11 protein-coding genes are annotated in these 11813 nt (G+C 64.8%); 5 read left to right on the forward strand and 6 right to left on the reverse strand.

The features are described from left to right. The 4 genes from EN781_RS34775 to EN781_RS12105 form a co-directional block, all read left to right on the forward strand. Positions 1-198 (forward strand): hypothetical protein (locus EN781_RS34775; protein ID WP_210213473.1); only part of this gene is annotated, 198 nt, incomplete at its 5' end. Between the two features lie 46 nt (positions 199-244). Next, positions 245-1042, forward strand: coding sequence for an N-formylglutamate amidohydrolase (locus EN781_RS12095; RefSeq protein WP_126057920.1), 798 nt, complete (start codon positions 245-247; stop codon positions 1040-1042). Between the two features lie 22 nt (positions 1043-1064). After that, positions 1065-1373, forward strand: a complete 309-nt coding sequence (locus EN781_RS12100) for a DUF1244 domain-containing protein (RefSeq protein ID WP_126057919.1) — start codon at positions 1065-1067, stop codon at positions 1371-1373. A gap of 395 nt (positions 1374-1768) precedes the next feature. Then, positions 1769-2950, forward strand: a complete 1182-nt coding sequence (locus EN781_RS12105; RefSeq protein WP_127400018.1) for an MFS transporter — start codon at positions 1769-1771, stop codon at positions 2948-2950. Here EN781_RS12105 and EN781_RS12110 read toward each other — a convergent pair. Then, positions 2908-3822 carry a LysR family transcriptional regulator gene (locus EN781_RS12110; protein WP_126057917.1) on the reverse strand — a complete coding sequence of 305 codons (915 nt, stop codon included), beginning with the start codon at positions 3820-3822 and terminating at the stop codon, positions 2908-2910. The two genes, EN781_RS12105 and EN781_RS12110, sit on opposite strands and share 43 nt — an antisense overlap. A 94-nt stretch (positions 3823-3916) precedes the next feature. Between EN781_RS12110 and EN781_RS12115 the strand changes: the two genes are divergently transcribed. Continuing rightward, the gene (locus tag EN781_RS12115; RefSeq protein WP_126057916.1) at positions 3917-4876 is read left to right on the forward strand and encodes an SDR family oxidoreductase; all 960 of its coding nucleotides are present in this window, start codon (positions 3917-3919) and stop codon (positions 4874-4876) included. A gap of 48 nt (positions 4877-4924) precedes the next feature. Here the strand turns inward: EN781_RS12115 and EN781_RS12120 are convergent, their stop codons facing one another. The 5 genes from EN781_RS12120 to EN781_RS12140 form a co-directional block, all read right to left on the reverse strand. Then, on the reverse strand, positions 4925-5083 hold the full coding sequence (locus EN781_RS12120; RefSeq protein WP_126057915.1) for a DUF3309 family protein: 159 nt from the start codon (positions 5081-5083) through the stop codon (positions 4925-4927). Positions 5084-5180: 97 nt separating this feature from the next. After that, complete coding sequence (locus EN781_RS12125; protein WP_126057914.1) at positions 5181-8351, reverse strand: efflux RND transporter permease subunit; 3171 nt, start codon at positions 8349-8351, stop codon at positions 5181-5183. 73 nt (positions 8352-8424) lie between these two features. Then, on the reverse strand, positions 8425-9600 hold the full coding sequence (locus EN781_RS12130) for an efflux RND transporter periplasmic adaptor subunit (RefSeq protein WP_126057913.1): 1176 nt from the start codon (positions 9598-9600) through the stop codon (positions 8425-8427). A gap of 158 nt (positions 9601-9758) precedes the next feature. Next, the gene (locus EN781_RS12135; RefSeq protein WP_126057912.1) at positions 9759-10367 is read right to left on the reverse strand and encodes a hypothetical protein; all 609 of its coding nucleotides are present in this window, start codon (positions 10365-10367) and stop codon (positions 9759-9761) included. Next, a partial coding sequence (locus EN781_RS12140; RefSeq protein ID WP_145965488.1) for a molybdopterin cofactor-binding domain-containing protein occupies positions 10364-11813 on the reverse strand: 1450 nt, incomplete at its 5' end. The genes EN781_RS12135 and EN781_RS12140, both read right to left, overlap by 4 nt.

Here is an 11813-nt window from a genome sequence, read left to right on the forward strand (position 1 = left end):
CCTGAAACCCCTCAAGAACGACATCTGCATCTCTCGACGCCCCTTTTCGGCAAACTCCGGGCGCATGTCAACGCGCCGTTTTGTTCAATTCCAATCGATTTAGAAGGCCCCAGGCGCGATTTGTCGCCATGCGTTGGATTCTTCGCAGAAACCGTGGCCAAACAACGGCATTGCGCCAGCGTCCTCTTCGTGGAATGACGTTACCACCCTGCCGGGAAGCCAGCGACCAGACCAATTCCAGCCGATGACCCGATCCACAGTTTTCGCGCCTTTCGATATCGTCGAAGGCGATCGCAAGCGAGGCATCGTTCTGCTTGGCGATCATGCCCGCCGCGCCCTGCCTGAGGAGTATGGCAGCCTCGGCCTGCCGGCGAGCGAGTTCGAGCGGCACATCGCCTACGATATCGGCGTCGAGACGGTGACGCGCGAGCTGGCGGCGACGCTCGGCGTGCCGGCTGTGCTCGCCAACTTCTCGCGGCTTTTGATCGATCCCAACCGCGGCGAGGACGACCCGACGCTGATCCGCCAGCTCTATGACGGCACCATCGTGCCGGGAAACTACCCCATGGCCGCGGAAGAGCGGGAAAGACGGCTCGACCGCTTCTACCGGCCCTATCACGACGCCGTCGGCGCCATGATCGCCTCGGTGGCCGAGGCGTCCGGCAAGGCGCCCTTCATCTTCTCGGTCCACTCCTTCACACCGGTCATGCAGGGCATCCGGCGGCCCTGGCATGTCGGTATATTGTGGGACCTGGACGACCGCGTGGCGCGGCCGCTGATCGACATGCTCGCCGCCGACAAGAGCCTCGTCGTCGGCGACAACGAACCTTACGATGGGGCGCTGCGCGGCGACACCATGTTCCGGCATGCCATCGTCAACGGCTTCGCCCATGCGCTGATCGAGATCCGCCAGGACCTGATCGCCGGGCGCGAAGACGCCCTCGCCTGGGCCGAGCAGCTGGCGCCGATCGTTGACGCGATCGACCGCCGTCCCGATATACACCAGGTGAAGAAGTTCGGCTCGCGCACCGGGCCGGTGTGACAGGGCCTGAGGAGCGCATGACATGACCGAGCTTAGCGACGAGCAGAAGCGCGATTTCGAGGCCGCCGCCTTCCGCCGGCTGGTCGAACACCTGCGCGAGCGCGGCGACGTGCAGAACATCGATCTGATGAACCTTGCCGGCTTCTGCCGCAACTGCCTGTCGAACTGGTATCGCGAGGCGGCGCAGGTCGACGGCGTCGCGCTCTCCAAGGACGAGTCGCGCGAGATCATCTACGGCATGCCCTATGCCGAGTGGCAGGCGCTGAACCAGACCGAGGCTTCCGACGCGAAGAAGGCGGAGTTCGAGGCAAGGCGCCCGAAGGATCACTAGCGGCGCCGAGCGCCTTCGCGACTTCGTCATTCTAGGGCGAAGCAGTCGCGAAGCGACGTCGCGCAGACCCTAGAATCCATTCCGTGACGGCTGCCGAAGAGCACGGCGATACAGGATAAGATCGTAACGAGGCAACCCAGGGAGTGTTCTGCACGGTAGCGGCGCTCTTAGGTAACGGCATGGATCCTCGGGTCTGCGCGCGTCGCTCCGCTCCTTGCTCCGCCCGTGGATGACGAACGGGAAGCGTTCTCGCCAACCTCCAAGGCAGCAGCCTGCCACGAACGAAAACCGGTCCTCCGTCGCCCTTTGGTCCAAGCACGTCGCCTAATGCGGCTCTTGACCGCCGATTGAATCGATCTAACTTGCGCCCAAACCATTCGTATTGCGGACAGACCATGAGCGCGCAAAACACGATTGAGGCCGCCATTCGCGGACGCTGGGCCGTGGCCGGCATCTTCCTCGCCAATGGTTTTTTGACCGGCAGCTGGGCGCCGCAGATCCCGGTGTTCCTGACCCGTCTGGATATCTCGAAATTCACGCTCGGCCTGCTGATCCTCCTGTTCGGCGCCGGTGCCGTGGCGGCGATGACCTGGTGCGGCCATTTGATCTCCAGGCACGGCTCGCGCACGGTGCTGCGCTGGTTCGGCCTGTGCGGCAGTTTCGGTTTGCTGGCCGTGGCGCTCGCCCCCAACGTACCGCTGGCGGCCATCGCCATGTTCATCTTCGGCGGCTCGATCGGCGGCATGGATGTCGCCATGAACGCCAATGCGGTGGCGGTGGAAAGAAGGCTCGCCCGCGCCATCATGTCGTCCTCGCACGGCTTCTGGAGCCTTGGCGGTTTCGCTGGCGGCGCTCTCGGCGGCTTCGCCATCCAGAATTACGGCCATCTCGTCCATGCGACCGTGGTTACGGCGCTCGCCTTCGCGGTTGTCGCTTTTGCGATCGGCTACCTGATCGCAGAGGACAAGCCGCAGCAGACAGAGCACCAGAAATTCTCGCTGCCGGGCCACCCCGTGGTCTATCTGGTCGGGTTGATGGCTTTGCTGACCATGGTCTCCGAGGGCGCGGTGCTCGACTGGGCGGCGCTCTACCTGCAGCAGGAGCTCGGCGCCGACCTTGCCTTCGCCGGCCTTGCCTATGCCGCCTTTTCCGGCGTCATGGCGCTCATGCGCTTCCTCGGCGACGGTGTGCGCGACCGCTTCGGCGCGGTGACGACGCTGCGCGGTTCGGCTCTTGCCGCCGCGGCGGGCATGCTGGTGGCCGGGCTGTCGCCCTCGCCATGGCTTGCGATTGCCGCCTTCGGCTTTTGCGGCTTCGGCATCGCCAACATGGTACCGATCATCTTCTCGGCCGGCGGCAACCAGGAAGGCATGTCATCCGGCACCGGCATGAGCGTCGTCACCACCATGGGCTATTCCGGCATACTGGTGGCGCCGTCGGCGATCGGCTTCGTCGCCGAGCATTCGAGCTTCGGCCCGATCTTCGTCGCGCTGTCGGGACTGCTGGTTGTCGTCCTTCTGATGGCCGGGCTTGCTCACCGCGCCGAATTCTCCCCCGAGCCCGCGCCGGCCGAATAGCGTTTCAGCTCCTCATGGAGGAAATCCGCGACGCGGCGGATGCGCAAGCTGCTACGCACGTCGCGATGCATGGCGAGCCACACCGGCAGCGACGGCAACGGCAGCCCGGGCAGCAGGAGCTCCAGCGACGGATCGCGTTCGGCCAGCGGTTCCTGGCCGATGCCGATGCCATTTCCCGTCCGCACCGCTTCCCAAAGAACGATTTGATTGTCGGTCCTGAAGCGAAAGCTGCCGCGGCTGACGGGAATGCCGAACGCATTGAGGCCGCGGACGATCTCATCGCTGCGGTCGAAGCCGACCAGCGTATGATCGGCGAGGTCACCGGGCCGGCTCGGCCGGCCGCGCCGGTCGAGATAGGCCTTCGCCGCACAGAAACGCAGCGGAATGTCGGCGACCTTGCGCGCCACCAGCTCGTTCTGCGCCGGCTTGACCATGCGGATGGCGATATCGGCATCCCTGCGCAACAGGTTCTCGACCTGATTCGAAGCGACGATCTCGACCTCGATGCCCGGCTCCTCCACGCCGAGCCGCGCGGTGATATCCGGTAGCACATAGGCCGCCACCACCTCGCTGGCGGCGATGCGCACGGTGCCCTCGATCGCCTCGACCGATCCAAGGGCCAGCAGCGAGAACGCGCTCGCTTGCTCGCTGACGGCCTTGCCGCGCTCATACAGCACGTTGCCAGCCTCGGTCAGCGCATAGCCGCTGCGCCCGCGTCGGAACAATGTCACGCCGATCGCCTGCTCCAGCTCGGCGATGTGGCGGCCGAGCGTCGGCTGGCTGGCCGCAAGCTTTCGTGCGGCGCCGGAGAGGCTGCCGGTCTCTGCCACGGTGACGAAACTCTTGATCAGGTTCCAGTCGATTTCCGTCATCCATTTATGAATATCAAATCGCCAAAATCAGTCAATTTCCATTCGTTTGCGAAAACCTCAAATTGGTGGCCTAACGCAGACACGGAGACGAAACATGACCAAGATCGCAATCCTCGGCGCGAATGGCCGGCTCGGCCGCGTCGTAGGCAAAGCCTTCATCGACGCCGGCTTCGACGTTCGCGCCGTCACCCGCAGCGGCAAGGTGCCCGCCGAGCTTAAGGGCGCTACAGCGATAGCCGGTGATGCGCTCGACCGAGACTCGCTGATCCGCGCAACGCAAGGCGTCGACATCATCTTCAACGGCCTGAACCCGATCTACACCGACTGGGGCAAATGCCTGCCGATGGCCGAGAACGTCACGGCCGCTTGCCGCGCTAACGGCGCGCTTCATCTGTTCCCCGGCACCGTCTACAATTACGGCTCGCCGATGCCTCGCGTGATCACGGAAGACACGCCTTTCCGGCCGACGACCGAGAAGGGCCGCATCCGCGTCGCGATGGAGGATCTGTTTCGCCGCGAGGCCGAGGCCGGCCGCGTGCGCACCATTCTGCTCAGGGCCGGCGACTTCTTCGGCGGCACCGGCAGCGGCTCCTGGTTCGACCTGGTCGTTGCCGCCAAGATGGAGAAGGGCATCTACACCGCGCCCGGCCCGGCCGACCTCGTCCATGAATGGGCCTATCTGCCCGACTTCGCCGTGGCCTTCGTCGGCCTGGCGCGCAATCTGGACAAGCTCGGCTTCTATGAGGCGCTCAACTTCCCCGGCCATGCCGTCACCGACCTCGATATCAAGGCAGCGGCCGAGAATCCGCTCGGGCGCAAGCTGAAGCTCGGCTTCATGCCCTGGTGGGTGCTACGCGCTGGCAGCCCGTTCGTGGCGATGTGGCGTGAGATCGTCTCGATGTCCTACCTTCGTTTCGAGGAGCACCGGCTGGTCTCGACACGGCTGGAGAAGATCATTGGCGAAATCCCACACACCCCGCTCGATCAGGCGGTGAAGGAAGCCATGCGGGACATCGGCATTGCCGTCGCGCCCGCCCCACGCGCGGCCGCCTGATTTGAGCTGACAACGACCGAGCCGTGACATGGCTCGGTCGCATAAGGATCAGATCCTGCCCATCAGCAGCAGGATCAAAAGCACCACCAGGATGACGCCGACGATGCCCGAAGGGCCGTAGCCCCAGGAGCGCGAATGCGGCCATGCCGGCACGGCGCCGATCAGGATGAGGATGAGAATAATGACGAGAAGTGTGCTGATCGTCATGAGAAAGCCCTCGCCGTGAGGTGAAGTTATGCCGGAACAATGCAAAAGGCCGCCCGGTTGTTCCCCGGGCGGCCTTTATCTTGCTGGTTGAGTTGACTTATTCGGCAGCTTTCTGGAAGGCGATTGCCGGCTCGGCGCCTGCACTGTGGTCGGCAACGGTCGTTGAAACCTTGCCCTTGCCGCGCCGGAACAGCCGCCCGAAAAACGCGTTGAAGCGGCTATCCTTGCTGCGCGTGAACACCATCAGCATCGACGGCGTCACCACCAGCGTCAGCAAGGTGGCGAAGGAGAGGCCGAAGACGATCGCCGACGACAGCGAAATCCACCACTGCGTCGACGGCGCGTTGATCGTCGTCTCGTGATGGAAGATTTCGAGGCCAAGGCCGAAGGCGATCGGCAGCACGCCGAGGATGGCCGACACCGCCGTCAACACCACCGGACGGGCACGCTCGCGGCAGGTCTGCAGCACCGCGTCCATCTTGTCCCAGCCTTCCTCGCGCAGCCGGTCGTAGGTGTCGATCAGCACGATGTTGTTGTTCACCACCACGCCGGCCAGCGCGATGACGCCGATGCCGGACATGACGATTCCGAAGGCCTCGCCCGTCAGAAGCAGCCCGAGGAACACACCGACCGTCGCCATGACCACGCAGGACAGCACCAGCCAGACGCTGGTGAACTTGTTGAACTGCATGAGCAGCACCAGGAAGATCAGGAAGATCGCCGCGCCGAAGGCCTTACTGAGGAAGGCGCCGGCCTCGGCGCTGTCCTCGTTGGAGCCGGCGAGCTTCCAGCGGATGCCACTGCCGAGATCCATCTCGGAGACGGCCTTGGTGACCTCCTGCTGCACCGCCGCGACCTGCGCGCCGGCGCTGACATTGGCTTGCACCACCACTGTTCGCGCGCCGTCGATGCGGTTGAGGATGCCGACCGTCGGCTCGGGCTTGCGCACGACGAAGTTCGAGATCGGCACCGACCCTTGCGAGGTCTGCACTCTCAACTCATCGAGCGTCGACAGCGTGCGCCGGTCCTCGGGTAGCCGCAGCCTGATGTCGACCGCGTCGTCCGCCCCGGCGGGCCGGTATTCCGAGAGCTTCAAGCCGTTGGTCACCAGCTGCACCACCGTTCCGACCGAGGTCGGGCTGATGCCGTATTGCGCCGCCTTGGCGCGGTCGACCTCGAGCGCCCAGTCGACGCCGGGCGGCGGCAGGCCGTCCGAAATGTCGATGACGTTGGGTATCTTGGCGATCCGCGCCGCCACCGCGCGTGCCTTGTCGTCGAGGCCCTTGGGGTCGGCGGCCGAAAGCCTGATCTGGATCGGCTTGCCGGTCGGCGGGCCTGCCTCCGGCACACGCACTTCGACATCGACGCCGGGAATGCCTGCCATGACGCCGCGCAGATCGCTGAGGATCTGGTTGGCCGACTTGCGCTCGCGCCAGTCGACGAACTCGTACTGGATGACGCCGACGACATCTTCGGGGATATCCTGGCCGCCGCCCTGCGTCTTGCCGGCGCGCGTGTAGACCGACTTGACGCCCGGCCAGCCGAGCAGCCGGTTCTCCGCTTCCTTGGTGGCGGCGTCCATCTCGGCCAGCGAAAGATTGCCGCGCGCATGCACGTAGAGCAGGCCGTAATCCGGCTCGACGCTGGGGAAGAACTCGACGCCGGCGCCGTATTTCGAGTAGGCGAAGCCGACGCCGACCAAAAGGCCGACGGTGAGCAGGATGACGGTGATCGGGAAGCGCACCGCCTGCTTGACCAGCGCCATGTACCAGCCGTCGCGGTTCTCGTCCTCGTGATGCTTGGGCGCCTTGGCGAAGATGGCGCCCAGCGTCGGCGCGAACACCAGCGCATAGAGCATCGAGGCCGACAGCGTCACGATCAGCGTGATCGGCATGTATTTCATGAAGTCGCCGATGATGCCAGGCCAGAACAAGAGCGGCGAGAACGCGGCGATGCGCGTCATCGTCGCGGCGATGACCGGGCCGGCCATGCGCCTTGCGGCCAGCGCGAAAGCATCCGCCTTCGGCATGCCCTCGCTCATGCGCCGTTCCGCGAATTCGGTGACGATGATGGCATCGTCGACCAGCATGCCGACCGCCAGGATGAGGCTGAACAGCACGATCATGTTGATCGTGTAGCCCATCATGGCGAGCAGAAGGATGCCGATCAGGAAGGACGACGGGATGGCGAGGCCAATCAGCAAGGAAGCGCGGCCTGACAAAGCGTAGAGGATGACGATGAACACCAGGATGACGGCGATCATCACGTGGTTCTGCAGGTCGCCGAGCAACTGGTTGACGAAGACCGACTTATCCTGCGTGTAGGTGACGTGCATGCCTTCCGGCATCGTCTTGATGAAGCTGTCGGACACTTCCCTGACGTGGTTCAGCGTGTCGATCAGATTGGCGCCGATTCGTTTCTTCACCTCAATGGCGATCGCCGGTTTGCCGTCAAGGCGCGTCACCGTCTCGGCATCCTTGAAGGTGGAGCGGATGGTGGCGACGTCCTTGGCCTGCACCACGGCATTTGGCGTGGCGACGACCGGCAGGTTGGCGACGTCCTCAGGCGTCTCGATCAGCGACGGCACCTTGACGGCGTATTTGCCTTCCGAGCCCTCGAGATTGCCGGCGGCGACCAGGCTGTTGGAGGCGCCGACGCCTTGCATGACCTGGTCGAGCTGCAGCCCGTAGGACGACAGCTTGACCGGATCGATGACCACTTCGACCAGATCGTCGCGGGCGCCCTGCAGCGAACCCTCCAGCACGCCAGGCACTTCCTCGATGCGGTCGCGCAGTTCGCGCGCCGCCGCCGTCAGCACGCGCTCCGGCACGTCGCCCGAAAGCGTCACGACTAGAACCGGAAATTCGGAAACGTTGACCTCGTTGACCGTCGGTTCCTCGGCGGCCTGCGGCAGATCGGCCTTGGCGTCCTGCACCTTGCTGCGCGTGTCCTGCAGCGCGGTCGCTAGATTGGTTTGCGGCTGGAACTCGACGAGCACGTAGCCGCCGCCCTGGAAGGCGGCCGAACGCATCTCCTTGAGGCCCTTGAGGTTCTTCAGCTTGCTTTCCATCGGGCGCAGAAGAAGGCGCTCGGAATCCTCCGGCGAGATGCCCTGGTAAATCAGGCTGATATACATCATCGGAATCGGAACGTCGGGCTCCGCTTCCTTCGGCGTCGACTGATAGGCGACCCAGCCCGCCACGAGCAGGAACAGCAGCGCGGATATTGTGAGGCGGGCGTTGTGGATGGCGAGTCTGACGATATCCATGACTTATGCCTGCTGTTGTCTTCGAGGAGCAGCGACCTAGCCGTCGCCGGGCAGCGCCCGGCGCCTGGCCGCGCTACTGCGTGCCGGCGGTGGCTTCGCCGATCAGCTTGTTGATTGTTGCCTGGTCGGCCTCGACCGGCTTGACCGCGTCGCCTTCCTTTACCAGCTCCTGGCCGGCGACGATGATGCGGGCGTCCTGCGGAATGCCGCCCAGCACCAGCCCGTTCGGCGTGTCGTCGACGAGATCGATCGGATAGAACGCCACCTTGTTGTCCTTGCCGACGGCGCGGATGCCAAGGTCGCCCTTGTCGCCCAGCGTCACCACCGAACGCGGCAGCATGACCGCATCGGTCGGCTGCGCGCTGAGCGTGATTTCGGCCGTCATGCCGGCGGGGATGGCGCCATCGGCATTGGGGATCGCCACCTCGACGCGGAAGGTTCGGGTCTGCGATGAGGCGTCGCGGCTGATGTAGCGAACCGTGCCGGTCACCTTCTGGTCGTTGACCAGGCGCACATTGGCCTCGTCGCCGATCTTGATGTAACGCAGGTCGCGCTCGCTGACCTCGCCGCGCGCGATCACCGGGTCGAGCTTGAGGATGGTCGCCACCTCGCCGCCCTGCATCACCGAGCTGCCGAGTTCCACCGGAATGCGGTCGATGACGCCATCGAACGGCGCCTTGACCTCGTTGCGGTCGAGCTCGGCTTGCGCGGTCTCCAGCTGGGATTGCGCGGACGTCAGGTTCGAGCGCGCGGTGTCGAGCTGCAGTGCGGGCAGATTGCCGGTTTTCATCAGCCGCAGGGCCGCTTCCAGTTCGGCCTGGCGCTGCACCAGAAGCTGCTTGGCGTTGTCGACGTTGGAGATCTTCTCCTCGGCCGCCAGCATCAGCACCAGGTCGCCGGTCTTGACGCGCTGGCCCTGCTTGACCGGCAGCTGGTCGATGACACCGGCGACACGCGTCGCCAGCACCGCCCGCTTGTCGGCCTCCGTCAGCCCCGAGATTCGTATCGCCCGCGCATAGGTCTTGCGCGGCGGCGTCACCACCGCGACGGTGCGCAGCGGCGCCTTCGGCTCGGCGTCAGCCGTCTTCGGTGCTCCGACCTCGGGCTGCGTTGCCTTTGGGGCGTCTCCCGCCTTCGGATTGTCGGCGGCGGCGCTGCCCACGGATGAAAACTCTCCCGTTCCCATCCAGGCTGCGAATCCAATGAGCACAACAATGGCTGCAAGCTTGTGAAACCTGATTTTCGGCATCGTCGTTTTCCACTGCGGGGTTCGGCCAGGCCGCTTTTTTAAATGCGGGCGCGTCGCCGATATGGGTGCGCGCAAGGCCCTATTCAATTTGCCGTGATCGGCGAAGCGCCGCTTCTACCTCAAAGTTGCAACGCAAAATAGTCAGAAAGTTTGATGGATCATTGCGCTGCCGGACAGGGCGCGCCCGCCGCCATCCAGTTCTCGATCGCATTGTATGTCTCCTTTGCCGAGCCTGGGGCCGGCTCTCGATCAGCCCCCGGCGCCCAGCCCCAGGCGACCAGCTTGTCGTCGCGAACATGCAGCGCCACATCCTGCAGGCTGCGCCCGCCATTGCGGGCAGGGTCCTTGATCTGGGCGCAGATTTCAGCCGAGGATTTTCCGAACCAGACCATCTCGGCCGGCGCCAGGTGCCAGTTCTCGGCTCCCGGCGGCCCGTGCAATGCCTTGGAATTACTGGAGAAATGGCAGGTCGTGCAGCGCAGGCCCGGATTGCCGAAGCCGGAGCCGTCGCTCCCGCGCTGAACGTTGAAGCCATGCACGCGGGTGCCGCCATAATGCGCGCCCGACCAGCGCGGGCGGTCATCGGCGACATGGCAATCGGCGCAGCGCGGATGCGAGAATACCTTATAGACCTTGTCCCATTCGGGCAGCCCTCTGGCTGCATCGACCTTCACCGGCGCCGGCGATTGGCTCTCCTGAGCGGCTGCGAAAGGTGCCGCCAAGAACATGATGGCAGCAGGCGTCAGCATGATATGAAGCTTCCTCATGCGAAGGCCACCGCTTTGGACAACGGCAACCTACGGATGCGCTTACCGGTCAGCGCGAAGATGGCATTGGCGAGCGCCGGCGCCGCCGGCGGCGTGCCGACCTCGCCGACGCCGCCCATCTTGTGGAAATTCTCCAGCACCGCGACCTCGAACACCGGACACTGGAAGATGCGCATGGCGTCGAAATCGTGGAAATTCGACTGCTCGACCATGCCGTCGGCGAAGGTGATTTCCTGGCCCATCGCCGCCGACAGGCCGTAGATGGCGGCGGAGATGAGCTGCGCCTTGATGATGTCGGGATCGAGCGCGGTACCAACATCGGCAGCGATCCACACCTTCTCGATGCGGATGCCGGCCGGCGTGTCCGCGACCTGTACGATCTCGCCGACCCAACTGCCGAAGGACAGCGTGAAGGCCATGCCCTTCGCCTTGCCGGCCGGCAGCGCCTCGCCCCATTTCGCCATCCCGGCGACGGTCTCGACCACTTTCACCGCCGACGGATAAGCGGCCATCAGCTTCTTGCGCAATTCGACCGGATCGGTTTTCCCAGCGGCCGCGATCTCGTCCATGAAGCCTTCATGGAAGAAGCCGTTGATCGAGCTGCCGACCGATCGCCACGAACCGACGGGAATGGAGACGGGCGCGGCGATGCCGCTCACCCGGTAGTTCGGGATCGTGTAGGGCTGGTCGTACGCGCCGTCGACGATGGTCTTGTCCGGCCCCATTGCCGATAGCGACGGAAACAGCCTCCGCAAGGTGCTGGCGATCATCGATGGCGACGATATCTTCATTTCGACGGCGACCGGCAGGCCATCGTCGCCGAGCCGCGCCTGGAACTTGCCGATTGCCGCGGGGCGGTAGGCGTCGTGGCGCATGTCCTCTTCGCGCGTCCAGGTCACCTTGACCGGGCGGCCGCCGGCTTCCTTGGCCATCAGCGCCGCGCACAGTGCATAATCCATCTCGACGCGCCGGCCGAAGCCGCCGCCGAGGAAGGTGGTGTGCACCGCGACCTTGTCCTGCTCGATGCCGACCGCGTTGGCGCACAGCTGCCGCACCAGCGTCGGCGCCTGGTTGCCGCACCAGATGTCGAGGGCGCCGTCCTTCAGCCGCGCCGTGGCGTTCATCGGCTCCATCGTTGCGTGCGCCAGGTACGGCACTGCATAGTCGGCCTCGACGATTTTTTCGCGCGGCGTGTCGGCGAAAGTGGTGTCGACATCGCCGTCGTTGCGCAATGGCGAACCCTTGGTGGTGAGCGCCTGTTTCATCGCCTCGTCGATGGCGGCGCTGTCCAGCGGATATTCGGGGTCGGCCCATTTGGCCTCGATCGCCTCGGCGGCTCTGAACGCCGCCCAGGTGTTTTCAGCGATGACCCCGAAACCGTGACCGTAGCTGGTCTCGATCGGCACGATCTTGACCACGCCGGGCATCTTCGCGGCCTTGGAGAGG

This window comes from Mesorhizobium sp. M4A.F.Ca.ET.090.04.2.1, from assembly GCF_003999085.1.
Classification (GTDB): domain Bacteria; phylum Pseudomonadota; class Alphaproteobacteria; order Rhizobiales; family Rhizobiaceae; genus Mesorhizobium.

Excerpts from the sequence above, each read along its gene's own strand:
- EN781_RS12095 (WP_126057920.1), top strand. The coding sequence starts at position 245 with ATGACCCGATCCACAGTTTTCGCGCCTTTCGATATCGTCGAAGGCGAT.
- EN781_RS12100 (WP_126057919.1), top strand. The coding sequence starts at position 1,065 with ATGACCGAGCTTAGCGACGAGCAGAAGCGCGATTTCGAGGCCGCCGCC.
- EN781_RS12105 (WP_127400018.1), top strand. The coding sequence starts at position 1,769 with ATGAGCGCGCAAAACACGATTGAGGCCGCCATTCGCGGACGCTGGGCC.
- EN781_RS12110 (WP_126057917.1), bottom strand. The coding sequence starts at position 3,822 with ATGACGGAAATCGACTGGAACCTGATCAAGAGTTTCGTCACCGTGGCA.
- EN781_RS12115 (WP_126057916.1), top strand. The coding sequence starts at position 3,917 with ATGACCAAGATCGCAATCCTCGGCGCGAATGGCCGGCTCGGCCGCGTC.
- EN781_RS12120 (WP_126057915.1), bottom strand. The coding sequence starts at position 5,083 with ATGACGATCAGCACACTTCTCGTCATTATTCTCATCCTCATCCTGATC.
- EN781_RS12125 (WP_126057914.1), bottom strand. The coding sequence starts at position 8,351 with ATGGATATCGTCAGACTCGCCATCCACAACGCCCGCCTCACAATATCC.
- EN781_RS12130 (WP_126057913.1), bottom strand. The coding sequence starts at position 9,600 with ATGCCGAAAATCAGGTTTCACAAGCTTGCAGCCATTGTTGTGCTCATT.
- EN781_RS12135 (WP_126057912.1), bottom strand. The coding sequence starts at position 10,367 with ATGAGGAAGCTTCATATCATGCTGACGCCTGCTGCCATCATGTTCTTG.